The organism is Amycolatopsis sp. NPDC045836, from assembly GCF_056431745.1.
Map to the genome: position 1 here is coordinate 235,508 of NZ_JBWKKF010000010.1, position 20,238 is coordinate 255,745.

Below are 20,238 nucleotides of genomic sequence, written 5' to 3' on the forward strand. Positions count from 1 at the left end.
TGCACAAAGCCATTGATTAGGGCGCTGAACGAATAGGGTCACGTGACGGCCGTCGCGGCCACCCGGGTGCACAGCTTGACCGCTTAACTTCGCCGCGCGTAGCGTTTTCGCCACTCGGCACGAGGTCCCCGCCTGAGGAGCGAAGCGATGAAGCTGAACAGCCGAACCCTGGTGCCGATGCCCACCGTCACCCCGCTCACCGGCTGGCAGCTGCACCACGGCGACCGCCTGCTCCCCGCCGAGGTCCCCGGCACGGTGCACACCGACCTGCTGGCCGCCGGGCTGATCCCGGATCCGCTGACCGGGGACCGGGAGGCGGAACTGGCCTGGATCGGCGCGTCGGACTGGCGGTACACCTGCGAATTCACCGCCGTCGGCGACTCCGGCCGGCTGGACCTGGTGTGCGAGGGGCTCGACACCGTGGCCGAAGTGGCGCTGAACGGCGAACCCGTCGGGACGGCGGTGAACATGCACCGCACGCACCGGTTCGACCTGCGTGGCGCGGTGCGCGGGGGCCGCAACGAGCTGTCGGTGACCTTCCGCTCGGCGCTGGCCTACGCCGAGCGCCTGCGTGCGGAACTCGGCGACCGGCCGGGCGCGTACCCGATGCCGTACCAGTTCGTCCGCAAGGCCGCCTGCAACTTCGGCTGGGACTGGGGACCGTCGTTCACCACCTGCGGCATCTGGCGGCCGATCGGCCTGCACCGGTGGCACACCGCCCGGCTGGCCGAGGTCCGCCCGGAGGTGACCGTCGGCGCCGACGGCACCGGCCGGGTGAAGCTGCACGTCGGCGTGGAGCGGATCGCCGAGGGCGAACTGGTGGCCGTCGCCCGGATCGGTGACCACGAACAGCAAGTGTCCATTCCGGACGGACAGTCGGCGGTGGTGGTCGAACTGACCGTGGAGCAACCGGAACTGTGGTGGCCACGGGGGCACGGCGCCCAGCCGCGCTACGGCGTGCGGCTCGAACTCCGCGCCGGTGCCGAACTGCTGGACGGGTGGGACCGGCGGATCGGTTTCCGCACCGTCGAACTGGACACCACCCCGGACGCCCACGGCACCCCGTTCACCTTCCGCGTCAACGGCGAACCGATCCTGATCCGGGGGGTGAACTGGATCCCGGACGACGTGTTCTTCCCCCGGATCACACCCGAGCGCTACGCCGAACGGCTCGGCCAGGCGTGTGACGCCGGGGTCAACCTCGTCCGGGTGTGGGGCGGTGGCATCTACGAAAGCGAAAGCTTCTACGACCTCGCCGACGAACGCGGACTGCTGGTGTGGCAGGACTTCCTGTTCGCCTGCGCGGCCTACCCCGAGGAGGAGCCGCTGGCCGGGGAGGTGCGCGCCGAAGCCGAGGAGGCCGTGCGGCGGCTGGCCTGGCACCCGAGCCTGGTGCTGTGGAACGGGAACAACGAGAACATCTGGGGGCACTGGGACTGGGACTGGCGGGACCAGCTCGGCGACCGCACCTGGGGTGGCGGCTACTACTTCGGCACGCTCGCCGAGGTGGTCGCCCGGCTCGACCCGACCCGCCCGTACTGGCCGGGCAGCCCCTACTCGGGTGATCCCGCGGTCCACCCGAACCACCCCGACCACGGGCCCATCCACATCTGGGACGTCTGGAACGAACGCGACTACGACCACTACCGCACCTACCGGCCCCGGTTCGTCGCCGAATTCGGGTACCAGGGGCCGCCCGCCCACTCCACCGCGGTCGACGGGTTCGGTGCGCTCGGCCCCGACTCCCCCGGTGTGCTGGCGCACCAGAAGGCGATCGACGGCGCCGGGAAGCTGGCCCGCGGCCTGGCCGGGCACTTCGGCCCGATCACCGGTGACGACGACTGGCACTTCCTCACCCAGCTCAACCAGGCCCGCGCGATCCGCCTCGGGGTGGAACACTTCCGGTCGCTCTGGCCGCGCTGCACCGGCACCGTGGTCTGGCAGCTCAACGACTGCTGGCCGTCGATGAGCTGGGCGGCCGTCGACAGCGCCGGGCGCCGCAAGCTGCTCTGGTACGCGCTGCGGGACGCCCACCGGGACCGCCGGTTGACCGTCCAGCCGCAGGAGGACGGGCTCGCCGTCGCGGTCCTGAACGACACCGGCTCGGCGTGGAACGGGCGGCTTCGCTTGCAGCGCCTGGCGTTCACCGGCGAAGTCCGGGCGGAGGAGAGCGTGGCGTTCGATGCCGCCCCACGCTCGGCCGAGCACGTGGCGCTCCCGGCCGCGGTCGCTCGTGCCGCCGACCCGGCTCGGGAACTGGTCGTGGTGACCACCGGGGACACGCGGGCGCTGTGGTTCTTCGACCGCGACCACTCCCTGGCCTACCCCGAGCCCGGGTTCGAAGCGACGGCCCAGCCGGCCGGCGAAGGGACCGTGGTCACCGTGCGCGCCCGCGCCCTGCTGCGGGACCTGTGCTTGTTCGCCGATCGCGTGGACCCCGGCGCGGTCGTGGACCAGGCCATGCTGACCGTGCTCCCCGGCGAGTCGGTGGTCTTCCGGGTCCGCCACCGCACCGGGGACCCGGCGGCGTTCACCGCCCATCCCGTGCTGCGCTGCGTCAACGACGTGCTGGCGAGCCGGGACGAGCCCGCCGGGATGGCGGCCCCGGGATGAGGCGGCCGACGATGGCGGACATCGCCAGGGAAGCCGGGGTGTCGAAGGGGGCGGTGTCCTACGCGCTCAACGGCCGCGCCGGGGTGTCCGAATCGACCCGCCGCCGGATCGTGCGCATCGCCGGCGAACTGGGCTGGCGGCCCTACGGCGTGACCCGCTCCTGGCGGCCCGCCCGCGCCGGCGCGGTGGGCTTTGTTGCCGACTACCTCACCACGCTGGGGCACCGGGAAGTCGCCCGGGTCGCCGGTCCGGCCGAGTTCGTCCACACGCGACGGTGTTCCGCCGCCTTCGTGGCCGCCACGGACGGCCTGCCGGGAGCCCGGGTGGTCACCATGGGGCCGCCGCCCGCCTCACCCGGCGCCTGCTGACGGCGCGGATTCCGCCGACGGCCCTGGTGTCCTCGTCCGACGGGGCACCATCCCGGGTTTTCCTGGTGACTACGGCGAAGACCGGGGGTGGGCGGGTTGTCTTGATGAGTGCTCCGGCCGGCGCTTGCGCGAGCAGAAACCGGACTCCAGGCGCGTGGTCGTCACCGGCTGGGTTCTTCCAGTGCAGCTTGATCGCTGGGCTCCTCGCCCGGCGAAAGCGCGCTTTCCGGCTCGGTCATTCTCCTGGTCCGCCGCTGTCGGCGTCGCCTGATCCCCTTGTCCAAACGCCAAGCCAGTTCCAGCGTGCCCTGCTGGTTCCCGGGAACCAGCAGGGTGAGCGGAGGCTCTTCCGCTCCCTCGAACAGGAAGGAGATGGTCGCGGGCTGGCCGGTCCACCAACCGGAGTCGCCACCGGGGGACACCGTTACACGGCGTAGCTGCTCGGTCCTTATCGAGGTGTCGCGGACCGGCGAACTTCGACGCCAGCGCCACAGCTCGAGGTCTTTCGGCGAGTACGTCGCCTGATCGGGATAGACCAGGTACCGGAAGCCGCTCGCGGATGCCCCGAACGCTCGATCGCCGTGTCCGATGCCGTCATCCGCTACCACCCGCACAGCCAGCACACACCGGGTACTCCGATGAAGCCTCTTCAGGTGCCTGCGCAAGCGGCGAACTCGCCATCGCGGCACCAGCCCCGCCGGCAGGATGGCCAGCGAGCCGATCAGCGCGAGCATCAAAGTGGTACTCACCAGTCCGGCCAGCCAGGACGTGAGCCAGATGACGAGCTCGACCACCACCAGGACGAACACGATGACGAACGGCATCGTCGACCACCTCGCGTCCTCACCTCGTCCTGGCATACGGGCCGGAGTCGTCCGCCCCCGGGCGGCAACGGAAATCCTGCACCCGAGGAAGTCCGCCCGGACAACGGGCCGAGCCAGAAGTCGCGTGAAGCGGGGCGGGCCGGTTGCCTCGATGGGTGCCGGTATTGGCTGGTCACCGCTTCGCTCGAGGAAAGGAAAGGGTCAGGACTGCGCGGGAAGAGCGGGCTTGGTCCAGACCAGGGAATAGCGGCGCAGGTAGTGCCACCGGTAGCGCACCCCGGGCAGGATCCGTTCAGCCGTGGTCCGGACCTGGGTGTAGGTCATGTTCGCCCGGGAGACCGGCATTCCGGCGGGGCCGTGGGCCCGGCGCACCAGTTTGATCAGCCAGACCGCCGGATAGGTCACCAGGCGCGCCGCCCAGTCGGCTGGGCTCGACTCGCGGGCCAGGCCGACCACGAACAGCACACCGCCCGGGTTGAGCAGGTCGCGCATCCGGGTCAGCGCCGCCTCGAAGTCCATGTGGTGGATGGCGGTGACCGAGCTGATGAAGTCGCAGCGAGGCAGGTCGGCGGTGAGGAAATCGCCCTCGACGTAGGTTGGGCCGCCGCCGGCCGCCTTCGCGAGGGCGATCATCTCCGGTGAGCTGTCGACGCCGGTGACCCGGGCCGTGTGCGCGGTCAGCTTGCGGGCCAGCAGGCCGTCCCCGCAGCCCACGTCCAGTGCGTCAGCACAACCGCCGGGCACCGCCCGCAGGATGTCCGGGTGCCTTGCCACGTTGGTGTTCCAGTACGGCTCCACCGCACCAGAGTAGCGTCACCCGGGGCGGCTGGTTTCCGGGATCTCGATGCTGATCGGCTCGGCTTCGGACAGGAACAGCAGCGCCGCCTTGCGCAGGAACTCGGCGAACAGCCAGTACGCCTTCGGGGCCGGCGGCAGCGGCAGCAACCCTTCGCGCACGGCGATGAACGGCTCCCAGTCCACGTCGAGCAGGAACCGGGTGAACGCGCCGAGGATGGGCCTGCCGAGGATCCCACCGTCCACAGAGGACCCGCCGTCCTCCTCGGCCACCGGCGGCCAGTGCGGGGGCTGCGGCAGCAGGTGCCGCACCGCGGCGTGCACCAGCCGGGTCTTCACGCAGGTGACGATCATTTCGCCGCCGGGCCGGCGTTGCGCGAACCGATGTCGCAACCGAGCTTGGCGGTCTTGCTGGTCCCGTCGATGAGCACCGACGGCGGGCGGACGCTGGCCACCGTGCGGCAGTTCGTGGCGGGCCAGCTGCGCCGCGAGCAACGCGCCGGCCACGTTTCCGCTGACGTCGACGTCAACGACGCCGCCGCCGACGACGACGAGCAACTGGCCGCGGTGGCGCGGCGGTTCCTGGTGCCCATGCCGGAGCCGGGCGACCGATGAGTTTCGCGGCCCGCCCGGGTCACCACCGGCGGAACCGCTGATGCACCCGGAGGACCCCATGGCCAAGCTCATCTACTCGATGTTCACCTCGCTCGACGGCTATGCCGAAGCGGCGGAGGGCGACCTCGGCACCGGCGCCGAGAACGAGGAGGTGCACACCTTCGTCAACGACCTGTTCCGCCCCGTCGGCACCTACCTCTACGGCAGGCGCATGTACGAGACGATGGTCTACTGGGAGACCGCGCACACCGAGCCCGGCCAGCCGCCGCACATCGTGCAGTACGCCCGCGACTGGCAGGCCGCGGAGAAGGTCGTGTACTCCTCGACGCTCGAATCGGTGTCCAGCGCGAAGACCAGGATCGAGCGGACCTTCGACCCGGAGGCGGTGCGCAGGCTCAAGGCCGAAGCCGAGGCCGACCTCACCGTCGACGGCCCGAACCTCGCGGCCCAGGCGATCGCGGCGGGCCTGGTGGACGAGTACCACCTGTTCATCACCACCAGCGTGGTCGGCGGCGGCAAGCGGTTCTTCCCCGACGGCGTCCGCCTGGACCTGGAACTGGTCGAGCAGCGCGCGTTCGACAGCGGGCTGATCTACGCGCGTTACCGGGCCGGGCACCGCCGGGCGGCGTGACAGGATGAGCCGGTGACCGAAGCTCCCGGTGGTACCGACGCCGCCCAGCGGCCGTGGCGGGGCGTGGCCGCCGACGAGCGGCAGGCGCGGCGGCGGCAGCAGCTGGTCGACGCCGGGTTCGCGATGATGGGCACCGGCGGCGCCGCCTCGGTGACCATGCGCGGGGTGTGCCGCGAGGCCAAGCTGACCGAGCGCTACTTCTACGAGAGCTTCCCCAACCGCGAGGCGCTGCTGGTGGCCGTGCTGGAGGCGGTGACCGAGCAGGCGCGGGCCGAGCTCCTGCGGGCGCTCGCGGAAGCACCGGCCGACACCCGCGCCCTGGTCCGGCAGGTGGTCGCGGCGTTCACCGGGTTCGTCACCGCCGATCCGCGGCGGGGCCGGGTGCTGTTCGTGGAGTCGCTGGCCGCGCCGGAGCTGGCGAACCGCGGTGCCGAACTGGTCGGCGAGTTCACCAAGCCGATCGCGCTGGCGCTGCGCAACCCCGGCCTCGGCGCCGACACCGCCGACGAGCACGACGTGGCGCTCAACGCCGAAGCCGTGTTCGGCGCGCTGGCCTACCTCTACCAGGCCTGGCTGTCCGGTCGGACCTCGATCAGCCGCGAACGGTTCGTCGAGCACGTGTCCCAGGTCGTCGAACGGCTGGCCGAGGTGAACTCCGCCGCGATCTGACATCAGCTGATGTTGACATCACCTGCTGTCAGAAAATATCGTGGCCGCCCCCAGCGAGCGTTAGGACGGCACGATGTTCGGACTGTTCCGCGGCAAACCGGTGGTCGACGTGCGCGGGGCACGCCGGTACGACGACCAGGCCCACGCCATCGCCCCGCGTGAGGTGGAGTTCTCCTGGGACGGGGTGCCCGTGCACTACATCCCCGGCGAGCCGATGGCCACGCACATCATCAACGTCATGCACCTGGTGCTGCCCGAGGGCGAACGCGCCATGTCGGGCGCGCTGGCCGAGGCGCTCCCGCTGATCGAGGACGAGCGGCTGCGCGAGGAGGTCGTCGGCTTCATCGGGCAGGAGGCCACCCACGCTTCGTCGCACGAGGGCGCGCGTGAGCACCTGGCCACGCTCGGCCTGGACGTCGAGCCGGTGGCCCAGAAGATGGCGTGGCTGGTGGACAGGGTCCTCGGCGACTGGGGCCTGACCGGCCGGGCGAAGCACGCGTGGCTCTGCGAGCGGCTGGGCCTGTTCGCCGCGATGGAGCACTACACCGCGGTGGTCGGCGAATGGCTGCTCAACGCCGACCAGCTGGAAGCGGCGGGCATGCACCCGACCATGCTGGACCTCGTGCGCTGGCACGGCGCCGAAGAGGTCGAGCACCGCAACGTCGCCTTCGACGCATTCATGCACGTCGACGGCAGCTACGGCCGCCGGGCCCGCACGGCGCTGCTGGCCGGCTTCACCCTCGCCGTGTTGTTCCTGACCACCGCCGGCTCGCTGTTCGGCAAGGACCCGTCCCCGGACAAGGGCCGGTTCTGGCCGGTGCAGCTGCTCGGTGCCACCCGCCGCCGGCTCATCCCGCCTGCCACCCTCTTCCTCACCGAGATCCCGAAGTACCTGCACCCGAAGTTCCACCCCTCGCAGCTCGGCAGCATGGACGAGGCGCTGCGGTACCTGGCGCGGTCCCCGGCGGCCACCGGTGCCGCCCGGTGAAGGCGGCCTACCAGCCGTCCGGGGCGATGCGCCTCGCGGCGCTGGCCAGCGCCGCCTACCGGCTCGTGTTCGCCGCCGGTCCGGTGGCCCCGCTGCTGTCGCGGCCGAATCCGGTGCGGCGCACGGGGTTCGACCTGGACCTGCGGGTCGACGAGGTCCGCGAGGAAGCCGAGGACGTGGTCAGCCTGACCCTGACGGCCGACGGGGAACAGCTGCCGCGCTGGGTGCCCGGCGCGCACCTCGACGTGTTCCTGCCTTCAGGCAGGCAGCGCCAGTACTCGCTGTGCGGGGACCCCGCCGACCGGTCCGCCTACCGCGTCGCCGTGCGGCGGATCGGCGCCGGACTGGGCGGTTCACGGGAGGTCCACGAACTCCGCGCGGGCACCCGGATCACCGCCCGCGGGCCGCGCAACGCCTTCCCGCTGGTCGACGCCCCGTCGTACCTGTTCGTCGCCGGTGGCATCGGCATCACGCCGATCCTGCCGATGGTGCGGTCCTGCCACGAGCGCGGGGTGCCGTGGCACCTGGTCTACCTCGGCCGGTCGCGGGCGGGCATGCCGTTCCTCGCCGAACTCGGCCGGTACGGCACCGGGGCCGTGGACCTCCGCCCGGACGACGAGGCCGGGCTGCCGGACATCACCTCGATCCTGCCGCTCGCGGCCCCCGGCGCGGCGATCTACCTCTGCGGCCCTCCCCCGCTGATGACCACCGCCCGCGGGCTGGTGCGCGAGATCAACCCCACCGCTTCCCTGCACACCGAACGGTTCTCGCCGCTGCCGGTGGTCAACGGTTCGGCGTTCGAAATCCGGCTCCACCGCAGCGGGACCACCGTTCCGGTCGCGGCGGACGAAACCGCGCTGACCGCGATCCGCCGCGTGGTGCCGGGGGTCGCGTACTCCTGCCGCCAGGGCTTCTGCGGCACCTGCCGGACCCGGGTGCTCGCCGGTGACGTCGAGCACCGGGACCGGGCCCGGCCCCGGCCGGATTCGATGCTGGTCTGCGTTTCCCGCTCGGCGGGCGGTCCCCTGCTCCTCGACCTCTGACGACCTTCGCTGTGGAGGCACCCCATGACACGCTGGTATCCCCTCGCCGAAGCCGGCGACGACTTCCTGGCCTCGGCTCCCTCCCGGTTCGTGCAGGTGGTCGACGTGCCGGTGGACGCGGCCGCGGTGTGGCGGGTGCTCGCCGCCGACGACGCCCTGGTCTCGTGGTCGAAGCTGATCACCGGCGTCGAGTGGACCTCACCGCGGCCGTTCGGCGTCGGCACCACCCGGACCGTCGTCGTCGGCCGCGGGGCCGCCGCGCTGCGGGAACGGTTCTACCGGTGGGACGAGCACCGGCGCCTGACCTTCAGCGCCGAAGCCGCCTCCCGGCCGGGATTCCGCCGGTTCGCCGAGGACGTCACGCTCAGCCCGTCCGGCGGGGGCACCCGGATCACCTGGACCTTCGCCTTCGACGCCCGGCCGGTGCTGCGCCTGGCGCACCCGGTGTTCCGGCGGGTCACCGCGGGCTGGGCGAACGGGCTGGCGAGCGTGCTGCGCGCCGGAACGGCGGCGGCGCGATGAGCCTGCTGCCGACCGCTGCCGGGATCGTCCGCGATCTCGGCGTCCCGCTGCCCGGGGGCAACCGCTACCACGTCCGCGGCAAGGTCGTGCTGATCACCGGCGGCGGCGACGGCATCGGCTTCGCCCTGGCCCGCGAGCTGCACACCCGTGGTGCCGTGGTCGCGCTGACCGACATCGACGCGGCGGCACTCGACCGTGCCGGGAGGGCACTGGGCAGCGTGCACACCTACGTCGTCGACGTGCGGGATCGCACCGGCATGGCCGAGGTGGTGCGGAAGCTCGTCGAAGCAGCCGGTGGCCTCGACGTGGTGGTGGCCAACGCCGGGGTGACCCCGCCACCGGCCACCCTGCGCCAGATCGATCCGGAGGGCTTCGACCGGGTCGTCGACACCAACCTCACCGGGGTGTTCAACACCGTCCGGCCCGCCATCGACGAGGTGATCGCACGGCGCGGGCACATCGTGGTGGTCTCCTCGGCGGCCGCGTTCGCGCCCGGCCTCGGCGGGGCCTCCTACATGATCAGCAAGGCGGGCGTCGAGCAGCTGGGCCGGGCGCTGCGCCTCGAACTCGCCGGTTCCGGGGCCAGCGCGGGCGTCGCGTACTTCGGCGTGGTCGACACCCGGCTCGCCAGGGCCACCCTGGACGAGGACCCGCTCGGCGCCGCGCTGGAAACCCGGCTCCCCCGGCCGCTGCGCCGCCGGATCACCGCCGAGGAGGCGGCGGCCGCGCTCGCCGGTGCCATCGCCCGGCGGGCCGGGCGCACCCTCGCCCCGGCTTCGTGGCAGGGCTGGGCGCTGCTGCGCGGGTTCGTCAACGTGGTCGCCGACGGTTACCTCGCCGCCGACGCCCGGTGCCACGCCTTCATCCGCGAACTCGAAGCCAGGAGCCGGCCATGACCACGCTCTGCGCGGCGTTCCAGCGGGTCGCGGCCATCGACCCCGACGCGGTCGCGGTGCGCACCGCCGGGGACGCGCAAACCCTGACGTGGCGCGAATACGGCGAGCAGGTGCGGGAGGTCGCGGGTGGTTTCGCCGCGCTGGGCATCCGGCACGGGGACACCGTCGCGCTGATGATGGCGAACCGGCCGGAGTTCTACCCGGTGGACGTCGGCGCGCTGCACGCCGGTGCGACCTCGTTCTCGGTGTACAACACCCTGGCCCCCGAAGCGATCCGGTACGTGCTGGGCAACGCCGAGGCCGAGGCCGTGGCGTGTGAAGCCCAGTACGTGGCGCGGATCCTGGACACCGGGGTGGTCCCGGTCGAGCGGATCGTGGTCGTCGACGCGGAACCCGGCGAAGCCCCCGAGGGCACGATCACCCTGGCGGAACTGAAGAAGCTCGCCACCGCCGGATTCGACTTCGACGCCTCGTGGCGGGCGGTGCGGCCGGACGACGTGGCCACGCTCATCCACACCTCGGGCACCACCGGCGGCCCCAAGGGCGTGGAGGCCACCCACGCGGCCCTGCTGTTCGAAGCGACGGCGGTCAGCGGCGTGCTGCCGATCGAGTACGGTGACCGGATCACCTCGTTCCTGCCGTCCGCGCACATCGCCGACCGGGTGACTTCGCTGTACTTCCAGCTCGTCTTCGGCACGCAGGTCACCGTGGTCGCGGACGCGAGCCAGATCGCCGCGGCCGTGCGGGACTGCCGCCCGACGATCTGGGGTGCGGTGCCGCGGGTGTGGGAGAAGCTGAAGGTCGCCATCGAGCTGGCCGTGGAGCACGAGCCGGACGAAGCGCGCCGCCGCGACCTGCGGTGGGCGGTGGACGTCGGCACGCGCCGGCTGCGTTTCCTGCGTGCGGGTTCACCCGTGCCGCCGGAGCTGGAGGACGAGTACGCCGAAGCGGACGCGACCGTGCTGTCCGGCTTGCGGGCCATGCTGGGCTTCGGCGAGGTGAAGTGGGTGATCTCCGGTGCCGCCCCGATCCCGGTCGGCACGCTGGCCTTCTTCGCCGCGCTCGGCCTGCCGATCTCCGAGATCTGGGGCATGTCCGAGCTGACCTGCATCGCCAGCGCCGCGCCCGCCGACCCGGCCAAGCTCGGCACGGTCGGCCGCCTCCTGCCCGGCATGGAGATGCGGGTGGCCGAGGACGGTGAACTCCTGGTGCGCGGCCCGCTGGTGATGAAGGGGTACCGCGGTGAACCGGCCAAGACCGCCGAGGCGATCAGCGCCGGCGGCTGGCTGTCCACCGGCGACCTGGTGACCGTCGACGACGACGGTGCGCTCACCATCGTCGACCGCAAGAAGGACCTGATCATCAACGCTTCGGGCAAGAACCTGTCCCCGGCGAACGTCGAGAACGCGCTGAAGACCGCGTGCGCCCTGATCGGCGAGGTCGCCGTCATCGGCGACGGCCGCCCGTACACCACGGCGCTGATCACCCTGGACCCCGGGGCCGCGGCCGCCGTCGCCCCGGACAGCGCCGGCCGCGAGCCCGCCGGCCTGGCTCGGCACCCCGGCATCGTCTCGCTCGTCGGCCTCGGGGTCACCAACGGCAACAACCGCCTGTCGCGGGTGGAGCAGGTGAAGCGCTTCCGCCTGCTGCCGGTGACCTGGGAGCCCGGTGGTGAGGAACTGACGCTGACCAGGAAACTGCGCCGCAAGGCCATTTCCGCCAAGTACGCCGCGGAAATCGAGCAGCTCTACGGCGACCCCCGCCCTGAAGGCGTCCACGAACCGACGTAACGATCAGCCTCGCCCACTGAGCATCGGCAGCGAGACGAAGTCGGCCAGCGCCTGCTGCCCGGCGGCATTGGCGTGCACGCCGTCCCCGTTGTCGTAAGCCGGGAGGATCCCGTTGGGCGACAGGGGGTCCTTGAGCACCTGGTCGAAATCCACCACACCGTCGCAGGTTTTCGAGCAGTTGTTCCAGCGCTTGGTGAAGGTCCCCACCTCGTGCCGGTCGAGGTTCTGCTGCGGGGGGTAGCCGGGCCGCGAGGTGATCGGGGTGACGTACACCGCGATCCCCGCGTCGTGCAGGCGCTGGAAGACCTGCCGGTAGCTGTCGAGGATGGGCGCGGCGGTGCAGCCGAAGGCCAGGTCGTTGGTGCCGTAGTAGTAGATCACTCCGGTGACGCCGTGCAGCGCGAGCACGTCGCGGTCCAGGCGCGCCAGTGCGTCGAGTTCCCGGACGCGGTCCGGCGTGCCCGGGCAGCCCGCCGCGCTGGTGGTGCCGCTGATCCCGGCGTTCGCCACCGCGAGCCTGCCGCCCTCGTGCTGGAGGCGGCGGGCCAGGCCGTCGGTCCAGCGGCGGTTGGTGCCCGGTTCGGTGCAGCCGGGGCCGCAGTTGGTGCTGCCGACGCCGTCGACCACCGAACTGCCGTAGGCGGCGACGGTGCCGCGCAGCCCCCGGTTGCGCACGTCCACCGCGCTGACCAGGTACGTCGACTGGACGGTCTCGGTGTGGGCGGCCCCGGAGGCGTCGGCGGTGTGGTCACCCGCGCCGGGCCGGGTCAGGTAGTTCTCGCGGAACGCCGATTCGTGCTGCCCCGGCACCACCGTGCCCGCCACGTACATGCTGATGCCGACGTCGGTGTCCGGCTGCGTCACCAGGCCGGTGTCGTCGCTCCAGACCTCGCCGCCGGGCGGGATGGTGACCGCGGGCAGGCCGCGGAAGGTCAGGGGCCGCACGCCGGTGACCGAGGCACCCGGGCCGCTGAGCCCCGCGGTGGCGCGGTCGACGGTCAGCGGAGTGGTGCCGAAGGTGTGCTGCACGCGGACCCGCACGGCGTCGCCGCCCTGGCTCAGGTGCGTGACCATGCGCACCGACTGGCCGGTCAGCGTCCTGGCCGCGAGCCCCTGCTGGGACTGCGCCCACGAGGTGAACCACGGTGATCGCCGCGGCTCGGTGGCGGGTGCGGAACCCATCAGCAGCCCGGCGAGCAGCACCACCGCGGCGGCCGGCGCCGCCACCCTTCCCGAACGCACCATCGTTGCCCCTCCGTCGGCGGATTCCGGCGCGAGGGCCATTCTGCACCGATCAGCCGATCCGGCGGCACAACGCGACCGTCGCCGCGCTCGGCTGGTCCGTGGTGACCGAAACGGTCTCCCAGGCCGGAACCCGGCGCAGCGGCACGAACCGGGCTTCGCGGGTCTTCTGCGAGAAGGTCTCCGGCACCAGCGCCACACCGAGGCCGGTGGCGACCAGTTCCAGCAGCGAGTGCACGTCGGTGACCTCCAGCGCCACCTTGCGGTGCACCCCGGCCTCTTCGAGCACGGCGTCGGCCAGCTCGCGGGTGCCCCAGCCGGGGTGGAAGTCGACGAAGCGGTCGTCGGCCAGCTCGGCCAGGCGCACGGAGGCCCGCCCCGCCAGCGGGTGGCCCGGGGCGCAGGCCAGCACCAGCGGCTCGGAGCCGAGCGGCGTGACCCGGAGGTCCTCGGGCACGCGTGCGGGTTTCGCCACGAACGCGATGTCGAGGCCGCCGGTCCGGACCCGCTCGATCAGTTCGGCCGAGCCGCCGTGCCGCAGCCGCACGTCCACGCCGGGATGGGCGGCGACGAAGTCGCGGAGCAGCGCGGGCAGGGGCAGCGGGTGCAGGCACTGCAGCGCGCCGATCGCCAGGCTGCCGCGCAGCAGGCCCTGGACCGCGGCCACGGCGTCCCGGCCGGCCCCGGCGGCGGCCAGCGTGCGCCGCGCCTCGGTCAGCAGCGCCTCCCCCGCGCCGGTCAGCCGCACCCGGCGGGTGCTGCGGTGGAACAGCGGGGCGCCGAGTTCCTTCTCCAGCGCCCGGATGGTGGCCGAGAGCCCCGACTGGGCCACGCGCATCCGCTGGGCCGCCCTGGTGAAGTGCGACTCCTCGGCCACGGCGATGAAGTACTCGAGCTGCCGGAGTTCCACGATTGATCACCCAGCCTGCTCACTCGAATCGGTTCCTTCTGTTGGACAGCTTAATCGGAACCGGGTTGGCTGGGTGGGGCCCGAAGCGAACCAGGAGGAGTTCCATGCAGAAGCGCCGCATCGGTGATGCCGGGGTCAGCGCCATCGGACTCGGCGGCATGCCGATGTCGGTCCGGGGGCGGCCGGACGAAGCCCGGTCCGTGGCCACCGTCCACGCCGCGCTCGACGCCGGGGTGACGCTGATCGACACCGCCGACGCCTACCACCTCGACGCGAGCGACCCCGGGCACAACGAGTCGCTGATCGCCCGCGCGCTGGCGAGCTACCCCGGCGACACCTCCGCCGTGCTGGTCGCCACCAAGGGCGGTCACACCCGGCCCGGCGGCAGCTGGGCGCTCGACGGTTCACCGGCCCACCTCAAGCGGGCGGCGGAGGCGTCGCTCAGGCGGCTCGGCACCGAGGCGCTGGGCCTGTACCAGTTCCACCGGCCGGATCCGGAGGTCCCCTACGCCGAATCCGTCGGCGCGCTCCGCGACCTGCTCGACGAAGGCAAGATCCGCTTCGCCGGGATTTCGAACGCCGACCCGGCGCAGATCCGGCAGGCGAACGAAATCCTCGGCGGCGGGCTCGCCGCGGTGCAGAACGAGTTCTCCCCCGCGTTCCGCTCCAGCGAGCCGGAACTCGAGCTGTGCACCGAACTCGGCATCGCGTTCCTGCCGTGGAGCCCGCTCGGCGGCATCGGCCGGGCGACCGGGCTGGGCTCGCGGTTCGCCCCGTTCGCCGAGGTGGCCGAACGGCACGGCGCGAGCCCGCAGCAGGTGACGCTGGCCTGGATGCTGGCGAAGTCACCCGCGGTCATCCCGATCCCCGGCTCGTCGCGCCCGGAGACGATCCGGGCTTCGGCCGCCGCGGTGCACCTGGAACTGCCCGCGGACGACCTGGCGGCGCTCGACGCCGCCTGAGGCGCTCAGGCGAGTTCCACGGCCAGCGGCACCTCGTGGTTCAGCGTGTGCCCCACCGGCGAGCTGCGGATCACCTTCTCGTGCAGGGCTTCCAGCTCCTCCCGGGACGCGGGCGAGTCGATGCGGACGGTGGCGGTGATCGAGTCGAAGCCCGCGTGCCCTTCGGCGAGGCCGAGGAACACGTGCAGGTCGATGTCGCCCTTGACGTCCACGGTGAGGTCGTCGATCCGGATGCCCGCGACGGTGGCGTTCGCGGCGTACCCGACGGCGAGGCAGTTGCCCAGCGCACCCAGCAACTGCTCCACCGGGTTGGCCGCGCTGTCCCCGCCGCCGAGCGCGGGCGGCTCGTCCGACGGCGTGGGCGCGAACCCGCGAACCCTGGCCTCGGAACGGAATCCACCCTGCCAGCGCACGTGCGCGGCCCAGGTGGTCTGCGCCTTCTCCGCGTCGGCCTGCACCGCGGCGACGAGCCCGCCGACGGCTTCGAGGTTGACGGAGTTGAGCGGCTGCTGCACTTCCACGGTCATGAGTTCGCTCCGGTGTCCGGGGGTCGCGGTCCACGGTGAGCGTGGCTCCGAACGGTGCAGTCACGCAACGCCACCCGCACTGTGGGAACACCGCGGGCACACCGTCCACACCAGACGCTTTTGTTGACACTTGTCCATTTCTTGACAGCTGTGTATAAACGATCCATGGTCACCGCCGAGCGCCCACCCGACCCCCGGGTGACGCGGTCGCGCGCGGCGTTGTTCGAGGCGGCCGTGCGGCTGGTGTCCGCCCGCGGCACCACCGCCGTGCCGCTCACCGAACTGGCCGAGGCGGCCGGTCTCAGCAGGCAGGCGGTCTACCTGCACTTCGCCAACCGGGACGCGCTGCTGGTCGAGGCGGCGGCCGACCTGGCCCGCCGCGAACTGGTGGAAGCCGGCGGAACGCGCTCGGCGTTGCTCGCCGCGGTGGAGCACTTCGCCGGGCACCGGGACTTCTACCGCGCGATGCTGTCCGGCCCGTGTGCCTTCGCCCTCACCCGCGCGCTGGGTGACCTGCTCGCCCCGGTCAACCGGCAGCTGATCGGCACGCTGGTGGACGTGGCCCCGGAAACCCTGGACGACCTCGCCGTTTTCACCACCGGCGGAATGGGCGCGGTGATCAACGCCTGGCTGCTGGACGGGACCCGGCCCGAGCCGCGGGAGTTCGCCGACCGGCTGGTGCGCCTGTGGCGCGGCCTCGGCCTGCACGCTCCCGCCGGCCTGCTGACGAGGTGACCCCCGTGCCCCCTGAGCTCACCCCCATCGCCCGCCTGACCGTGCTCATCGGCACCCCGGTCGACGCGGGTCCGGTACCCGGCGGGCACCGGCGGATCATCCCGATCACCGGCGGCACCGCGGACGGCCCGCGCATCGAGGGCGAGGTCCTGCCGATCGGCGCCGACTGGAACCTGGTGCGGCCGGACGGGACCGCCGAGGTGTCGGCCCGCTACCTGGTCCGCACCACGGACGGCGCTGTGCTGACGGTGCACAACGAAGGGCTGCTGCGGCTGGACGGCGTGCCGCACGGGATCACCACCCCGCGCATCGAAGCCCCGGCGGGCGGGCCCCACGCCTGGCTCAACGACGCGGTCCTGGTCGGCACGCTGACCCCGGCGCACGGTGTGCCGGGTGTCTCGCTCGAATTCCACCACGCGGCCTGAAGGACCCCCATGTCGATCCTGTCCCTCCCGCCGGTGGCCGACTTCGCCGCCCGCGCCTTCTCGAAGCTGATGAACCGCCGTGCCGCGCCCCGGCCCGGATCGTTCGTGCACACCGAGGAAATCACCGTTCCCACCCGGCACGGCGAGGTCGCCGCGACGCTGTACCACCCGCCCGCCACCGACGGCGTGCCCGCGGTCCACGTCAACGCGCACGGTGGCGGTTACGTCGCCGGGCTGCCCGTGTTCGACGACGCGCTGTGCCGTCACCTGACCACCCGCGCCCGCGTCGTGGTGGTCAACACCAGCTACGCGCTCGCCCCGCGACGCCGCTTCCCGGTGCCGGTGGAGCAGATCCACGACGTGCTGAAGTGGGCGGCCTCCGCCGAACGGCCCTGGGACGGGACCAGGCTCACCGTCGGCGGGCAGAGCGCGGGTGGCGCGCTGGCCACGGGCGCGGCACGCCTGGCGTGGGAGACCGGCGGGCCCGGGCTGAAGTTGCAGGTGCTGCACTACCCGCCGCTGGACCTGGTCACCCGGGCCAGGGACAAGCCGTCCCCGCTGGGCCGCAAGGCGGTGATCGCCCCGTGGATGAGCGAGGTGTTCGACACCGCCTACCTCCCCGATGCCCGGGAGCGCGGGCACCGGCTCGCGTCCCCGGCGTGGGGCACCAACGCCGACGGCCTCGAGGGCATCGCGCCCGCCGTGGTGATCACCGCCGAACTCGACCGGCTGCGCGCGGAGGGCATCGCCTACGCCCGCAAGCTCGACGTGGCCGGTGCCCTGGTGCACCACCACGACGTCGTCGGCGCGGACCACGGTTACGACCTGCTCGGCAGCGCACCGGGCCGGACCCGGCAGACCTACGACCTCATCGCCGAGCACCTCCGGCGCGCCGGCTGATGCGCGTGATCATCCAGCCGTCGTACGGCACGAAGCACGCCCGGCGGCACTGGGGTGACACCCTGGACCGCCCGGTGCCGTTCCTGCGGTACGCGGACGTGCTGAGCCAGGCGGAACGCCGTGCGCTGCTCGCCGAGCACCCGGACGGCGAAGCCCGCTTCTGGGGCGCGACGCCGCAGCACGACCGGAAGATGGACACCCTCGACGCGGGGGACGTCGTGCTGCTCACCGGGCAGAAGCACGTGCGCGCGATCGGCACGGTCGGCTGCCGCCTGCGCAACGACGAACTGGCCCGGCGGCTGTGGAACCCCGACCCGTCGCGCTGCCTGTGGCGCAACGTCTACACCTTCCGCGCCTACCGTTCCGTCGCGATCCCGTATGAACGGGTGTGGGCCCTGCCCGGCTTCAACGAAGGCGACAACTTCATGGGCCTGCGCTTCCTGAACCCGGAGAAGAGCGCGACGATCGTTTCGGGGCTGGGCATCGCCGGACTGTTCACTGTGGACTGACCGCGTCGCGGCAGCGTTCGGCCTGCCGCAGCAACGCCGCCGCCAGTCCGGGCGGACCGCTGACCAGGGTGAAATCGGCCTGGACCGAGGTGATCATCCAGACCAGGTCCGCCGGGGTCTCACCGCCGAGGTGCAGCAGGCAGCTGTGCTCGTCGACGGCTTCGACGGCACCCATGCCCGGCCACACCCGGCCGGCCACGGCTTCGGCGGATTCGTGCAGGGTGACCGTCGCCTGGCAGGGCCAGCTGAGGGCGGACAACCGGTGCGCCAGGTAGGTGGCCACGTCGTCGTGGGGCAGGGCGCGCGGGGTGAACCGGGGACCGGCGGGCGGGCGCGGGCGGAGCCGGTCCACCCGGAAGGTGCGCCAGTCGCCGCGGTCGGTGTCGAAGGCGACGAGGTACCAGTGCCTGCCGAAGTGGACCAGGCGGTACGGCTCGGCGATCCGCCGGGACGCCTCACCGCGCGAGCTGGTGTAGTCGAACCGCAGGCGCTCGTGCCGACGGCAGGCGTCGGCGATGGTCACCAGCGTGTCCGCCGAAACCCGCGGGCCGGGTGCCACCCCGGCCCGCACGGTGGCCGACTGCAGCGTGTGCACCCGTTGCCGCAACCGCGACGGCAGCACCTGCTCCAGTTTGGCCAGCGCCCGCAACGCGGTCTCTTCGATGCCGGTGACCGAACTGCTGGTCGCGGTCCGCAGCCCGACGGCCACCGCGACCGCTTCGTCGTCGTCGAGCAGCAGCGGTGGCAGGGACGCCCCGGCGCCCAGCCGGTAGCCGGGGGTGCCTCGCAGCGCGTGCACGGGGTAGCCGAGTTCGCGCAACCGCTCGACGTCGCGGCGGACCGTGCGGGTGGAGACCCCGAGCCGCTCGGCCAGGTCGGCGCCCGCCCAGTCGCGGTGCGCCTGCAGCAGCGACAGGAGTTTCAGCAGCCGCGCGGAGGTCTCCAGCATGACTTCCAGTGTGCCCGATCGTTAGGACCGGAATTGTCCTAACCGGTTACTAGCGTCTTGCCCATGACACCGGACATCCAGCCGTTCACCATCGACATCCCGCAAGCCCAGCTCGACGACCTCGGCCACCGGCTGGCCGCCACGCGGTGGCCCAGCGAACTCCCCGGCGTCGGCTGGAGCCGGGGCGTGCCCGTCGGTTACCTGGCCGATCTCGCCGAGTACTGGCGCACCGGCTTCGACTGGCGGGCGCAGGAGGCCGCGCTCAACGCGCTGCCCCAGTTCGTCACCACCATCGACGGCCAGCGGCTGCACTTCCTGCACGTGCGCTCCCCCGAACCCGGCGCCACCCCCCTGCTCCTGCTGCACGGCTGGCCGGGCGGGGTGACCGACTTCCTCGAGGTGCTCGGCCCGCTGTCCGATCCGCGGGCCCACGGCGGCGACCCCGCCGACGCCTTCCACCTGGTGGTGCCGGCGCTGCCCGGTTTCGGCTTCTCCACGCCGCTGCGGGGGCCGGGCATGGACGCCGCGAAGATGGCGGGCCTGCTGGTCCGGCTGATGGGGGCGCTCGGGTACGACCGCTACGGCGTGCAGGGCTACGACACCGGCTCGTGGGTCGGACCGGAGCTCGGGAAGCAGGCCCCGGACCGGGTGCTCGGCGTGCACCTGAACGGGGTGATCTCGTTCCCGGCGGGCGAAGAAGGCGAATTCGACGACCTCCCGGAGGCCGACCGGCGCCGCTGGGAGTCGATGCAGAACTTCAACGACGGTTACCTGCAGTGCAATTCGAAGCGCCCGCAGACGGTGACCTACGGCCTGCACGACTCACCGGCCGGGCAGCTGGCGTGGATCGTGGAGAAGTACAAGGAACTGACCCTGCCGGCGGAGGGGCTGCCGGAGGACAGCCTGGACCGGGACTGGATGCTCACCAGCATTTCGCTCTACTGGTTCACCGGCTGCGCCGGTTCGGCCGCCCAGATCTACTACGAGGAGATTTCGGCGAAGCAGTGGGGTTGTGCGCCCCCGTCCAAGGTCCCGGTCGGGGTCCTGCTCTCCGCGCACGACGTCACCATCCGGCGCTGGGCCGAACGCGATCACCACATCGTGCACTGGACCGAACTGGACCACGGTGGGCACTTCCTCGCCGTGGAGGCGCCGACCGCACTGGTGGAGGACGTGCGCGTGTTCTTCCGCAAGATCCGCTGAGTTCCCGTGGGTGGGGGGGGGGGGGGGGGGGGGGGGGGGGGAGAAAGGGGAAGGGGGGGGGGGGGGGATGGGGTAGCAGAAAAGAGATGCCGCCGCAAACCGACATACCGCTCTCAACGATC

Annotated in this window: 23 protein-coding genes; 16 read left to right on the forward strand and 7 right to left on the reverse strand. The window is 72.3% G+C overall.

All coding sequences use genetic code 11. From position 1 onward, the window contains the following. Window positions 1–147 precede the first annotated feature (147 nt). Together AC07EG_RS21230 and AC07EG_RS21235 are read left to right on the forward strand one after the other, a co-directional pair. Complete coding sequence (locus AC07EG_RS21230; RefSeq protein WP_478254856.1) at window positions 148–2,613, forward strand: glycoside hydrolase family 2 protein; 2,466 nt, start codon at window positions 148–150, stop codon at window positions 2,611–2,613. After that, window positions 2,610–2,981 carry a LacI family DNA-binding transcriptional regulator gene (locus AC07EG_RS21235; protein WP_478254857.1) on the forward strand — a complete coding sequence of 124 codons (372 nt, stop codon included), beginning with the start codon at window positions 2,610–2,612 and terminating at the stop codon, window positions 2,979–2,981. The genes AC07EG_RS21230 and AC07EG_RS21235 overlap by 4 nt, the downstream gene beginning before the upstream one ends. 161 nt (window positions 2,982–3,142) lie before the next feature. Here AC07EG_RS21235 and AC07EG_RS21240 read toward each other — a convergent pair whose 3' ends face one another. From AC07EG_RS21240 to AC07EG_RS21250, 3 genes are all read right to left on the reverse strand, one after another. Then, window positions 3,143–3,805: a hypothetical protein gene (locus AC07EG_RS21240; RefSeq protein WP_478254858.1), complete on the reverse strand. Its 663-nt coding sequence runs from the start codon at window positions 3,803–3,805 to the stop codon at window positions 3,143–3,145. 201 nt (window positions 3,806–4,006) lie between these two features. Further along, window positions 4,007–4,603, reverse strand: a complete 597-nt coding sequence (locus tag AC07EG_RS21245) for a class I SAM-dependent methyltransferase (protein ID WP_478254859.1) — start codon at window positions 4,601–4,603, stop codon at window positions 4,007–4,009. Window positions 4,604–4,618: 15 nt separating this feature from the next. Continuing rightward, entirely contained in the window at window positions 4,619–4,939 is a 321-nt protein-coding gene (locus AC07EG_RS21250) for a hypothetical protein (RefSeq protein ID WP_478254860.1), read from the reverse strand. Between the two features lie 60 nt (window positions 4,940–4,999). On the opposite strand from AC07EG_RS21250, the gene AC07EG_RS21255 reads away from it, so the two are divergent. The 8 genes from AC07EG_RS21255 to fadD11 all read left to right on the forward strand — a co-directional run bounded on the left by AC07EG_RS21255 (window position 5,000) and on the right by fadD11 (window position 11,754). After that, on the forward strand, window positions 5,000–5,215 hold the full coding sequence (locus tag AC07EG_RS21255; protein ID WP_478254861.1) for a hypothetical protein: 216 nt from the start codon (window positions 5,000–5,002) through the stop codon (window positions 5,213–5,215). A gap of 58 nt (window positions 5,216–5,273) precedes the next feature. Further along, entirely contained in the window at window positions 5,274–5,846 is a 573-nt protein-coding gene (locus AC07EG_RS21260; RefSeq protein ID WP_478254862.1) for a dihydrofolate reductase family protein, read from the forward strand. 12 nt (window positions 5,847–5,858) lie between these two features. Next, window positions 5,859–6,515 carry a TetR/AcrR family transcriptional regulator gene (locus AC07EG_RS21265; RefSeq protein WP_478254863.1) on the forward strand — a complete coding sequence of 219 codons (657 nt, stop codon included), beginning with the start codon at window positions 5,859–5,861 and terminating at the stop codon, window positions 6,513–6,515. A gap of 73 nt (window positions 6,516–6,588) precedes the next feature. After that, window positions 6,589–7,503, forward strand: coding sequence for a metal-dependent hydrolase (locus AC07EG_RS21270; protein ID WP_478254864.1), 915 nt, complete (start codon window positions 6,589–6,591; stop codon window positions 7,501–7,503). After that, window positions 7,500–8,546: a PDR/VanB family oxidoreductase gene (locus tag AC07EG_RS21275; RefSeq protein WP_478254865.1), complete on the forward strand. Its 1,047-nt coding sequence runs from the start codon at window positions 7,500–7,502 to the stop codon at window positions 8,544–8,546. The genes AC07EG_RS21270 and AC07EG_RS21275 overlap by 4 nt, the downstream gene beginning before the upstream one ends. A 24-nt stretch (window positions 8,547–8,570) precedes the next feature. After that, entirely contained in the window at window positions 8,571–9,068 is a 498-nt protein-coding gene (locus AC07EG_RS21280; RefSeq protein ID WP_478254866.1) for an SRPBCC family protein, read from the forward strand. After that, window positions 9,065–9,964 carry a short-chain dehydrogenase/reductase gene (locus AC07EG_RS21285; protein WP_478254867.1) on the forward strand — a complete coding sequence of 300 codons (900 nt, stop codon included), beginning with the start codon at window positions 9,065–9,067 and terminating at the stop codon, window positions 9,962–9,964. The genes AC07EG_RS21280 and AC07EG_RS21285 overlap by 4 nt, the downstream gene beginning before the upstream one ends. After that, window positions 9,961–11,754 carry a fatty acid--CoA ligase FadD11 gene (gene fadD11 / locus AC07EG_RS21290; protein ID WP_478254868.1) on the forward strand — a complete coding sequence of 598 codons (1,794 nt, stop codon included), beginning with the start codon at window positions 9,961–9,963 and terminating at the stop codon, window positions 11,752–11,754. Before AC07EG_RS21285 ends, fadD11 begins: the two co-directional genes overlap by 4 nt. A 3-nt stretch (window positions 11,755–11,757) precedes the next feature. Here the strand turns inward: fadD11 and AC07EG_RS21295 are convergent, their stop codons facing one another. Together AC07EG_RS21295 and AC07EG_RS21300 are read right to left on the reverse strand one after the other, a co-directional pair. After that, a complete protein-coding gene (locus tag AC07EG_RS21295) occupies window positions 11,758–12,999 on the reverse strand; it encodes a GDSL-type esterase/lipase family protein (protein ID WP_478254869.1) in 1,242 nt (413 codons plus the stop codon). A gap of 49 nt (window positions 13,000–13,048) precedes the next feature. Beyond that, on the reverse strand, window positions 13,049–13,906 hold the full coding sequence (locus tag AC07EG_RS21300; protein ID WP_478254870.1) for a LysR family transcriptional regulator: 858 nt from the start codon (window positions 13,904–13,906) through the stop codon (window positions 13,049–13,051). A gap of 104 nt (window positions 13,907–14,010) precedes the next feature. On the opposite strand from AC07EG_RS21300, the gene AC07EG_RS21305 reads away from it, so the two are divergent. Then, window positions 14,011–14,868, forward strand: coding sequence for an aldo/keto reductase (locus AC07EG_RS21305; protein WP_478254871.1), 858 nt, complete (start codon window positions 14,011–14,013; stop codon window positions 14,866–14,868). Window positions 14,869–14,873: 5 nt separating this feature from the next. Here the strand turns inward: AC07EG_RS21305 and AC07EG_RS21310 are convergent, their stop codons facing one another. Then, a complete protein-coding gene (locus AC07EG_RS21310) occupies window positions 14,874–15,395 on the reverse strand; it encodes an OsmC family protein (RefSeq protein ID WP_478254872.1) in 522 nt (173 codons plus the stop codon). 165 nt (window positions 15,396–15,560) lie between these two features. Between AC07EG_RS21310 and AC07EG_RS21315 the strand changes: the two genes are divergently transcribed. The 4 genes from AC07EG_RS21315 to AC07EG_RS21330 are packed head-to-tail and all read left to right on the forward strand — an operon-like array spanning window position 15,561 to window position 17,964. Beyond that, a complete protein-coding gene (locus AC07EG_RS21315) occupies window positions 15,561–16,130 on the forward strand; it encodes a TetR/AcrR family transcriptional regulator (protein WP_478254873.1) in 570 nt (189 codons plus the stop codon). A gap of 5 nt (window positions 16,131–16,135) precedes the next feature. Then, entirely contained in the window at window positions 16,136–16,555 is a 420-nt protein-coding gene (locus tag AC07EG_RS21320) for a DUF3237 domain-containing protein (protein WP_478254874.1), read from the forward strand. 9 nt (window positions 16,556–16,564) lie between these two features. After that, complete coding sequence (locus tag AC07EG_RS21325; protein WP_478254875.1) at window positions 16,565–17,455, forward strand: alpha/beta hydrolase fold domain-containing protein; 891 nt, start codon at window positions 16,565–16,567, stop codon at window positions 17,453–17,455. Then, entirely contained in the window at window positions 17,455–17,964 is a 510-nt protein-coding gene (locus tag AC07EG_RS21330) for a hypothetical protein (RefSeq protein WP_478254876.1), read from the forward strand. The genes AC07EG_RS21325 and AC07EG_RS21330 overlap by 1 nt, the downstream gene beginning before the upstream one ends. Here AC07EG_RS21330 and AC07EG_RS21335 read toward each other — a convergent pair. Beyond that, the gene (locus AC07EG_RS21335) at window positions 17,951–18,913 is read right to left on the reverse strand and encodes a helix-turn-helix transcriptional regulator (RefSeq protein WP_478254877.1); all 963 of its coding nucleotides are present in this window, start codon (window positions 18,911–18,913) and stop codon (window positions 17,951–17,953) included. The two genes, AC07EG_RS21330 and AC07EG_RS21335, sit on opposite strands and share 14 nt — an antisense overlap. Before the next feature lie 63 nt (window positions 18,914–18,976). Here AC07EG_RS21335 and AC07EG_RS21340 point away from each other — a divergent pair, with 63 nt between their 5' ends. Then, complete coding sequence (locus tag AC07EG_RS21340; protein WP_478254878.1) at window positions 18,977–20,116, forward strand: epoxide hydrolase family protein; 1,140 nt, start codon at window positions 18,977–18,979, stop codon at window positions 20,114–20,116. Window positions 20,117–20,238 lie beyond the last annotated feature (122 nt).

Coding starts and splice junctions, on each gene's coding strand:
- AC07EG_RS21315 (WP_478254873.1), top strand. CDS start 15,561: ATGGTCACCGCCGAGCGCCCACCCGACCCCCGGGTGACGCGGTCGCGC.
- AC07EG_RS21340 (WP_478254878.1), top strand. CDS start 18,977: ATGACACCGGACATCCAGCCGTTCACCATCGACATCCCGCAAGCCCAG.
- AC07EG_RS21280 (WP_478254866.1), top strand. CDS start 8,571: ATGACACGCTGGTATCCCCTCGCCGAAGCCGGCGACGACTTCCTGGCC.
- AC07EG_RS21335 (WP_478254877.1), bottom strand. CDS start 18,913: ATGCTGGAGACCTCCGCGCGGCTGCTGAAACTCCTGTCGCTGCTGCAG.
- AC07EG_RS21260 (WP_478254862.1), top strand. CDS start 5,274: ATGGCCAAGCTCATCTACTCGATGTTCACCTCGCTCGACGGCTATGCC.
- AC07EG_RS21305 (WP_478254871.1), top strand. CDS start 14,011: ATGCAGAAGCGCCGCATCGGTGATGCCGGGGTCAGCGCCATCGGACTC.
- AC07EG_RS21235 (WP_478254857.1), top strand. CDS start 2,610: ATGAGGCGGCCGACGATGGCGGACATCGCCAGGGAAGCCGGGGTGTCG.
- AC07EG_RS21310 (WP_478254872.1), bottom strand. CDS start 15,395: ATGACCGTGGAAGTGCAGCAGCCGCTCAACTCCGTCAACCTCGAAGCC.
- AC07EG_RS21270 (WP_478254864.1), top strand. CDS start 6,589: ATGTTCGGACTGTTCCGCGGCAAACCGGTGGTCGACGTGCGCGGGGCA.
- AC07EG_RS21230 (WP_478254856.1), top strand. CDS start 148: ATGAAGCTGAACAGCCGAACCCTGGTGCCGATGCCCACCGTCACCCCG.
- AC07EG_RS21240 (WP_478254858.1), bottom strand. CDS start 3,805: ATGCCGTTCGTCATCGTGTTCGTCCTGGTGGTGGTCGAGCTCGTCATC.
- AC07EG_RS21325 (WP_478254875.1), top strand. CDS start 16,565: ATGTCGATCCTGTCCCTCCCGCCGGTGGCCGACTTCGCCGCCCGCGCC.
- AC07EG_RS21285 (WP_478254867.1), top strand. CDS start 9,065: ATGAGCCTGCTGCCGACCGCTGCCGGGATCGTCCGCGATCTCGGCGTC.
- AC07EG_RS21330 (WP_478254876.1), top strand. CDS start 17,455: ATGCGCGTGATCATCCAGCCGTCGTACGGCACGAAGCACGCCCGGCGG.
- fadD11 (WP_478254868.1), top strand. CDS start 9,961: ATGACCACGCTCTGCGCGGCGTTCCAGCGGGTCGCGGCCATCGACCCC.
- AC07EG_RS21295 (WP_478254869.1), bottom strand. CDS start 12,999: ATGGTGCGTTCGGGAAGGGTGGCGGCGCCGGCCGCCGCGGTGGTGCTG.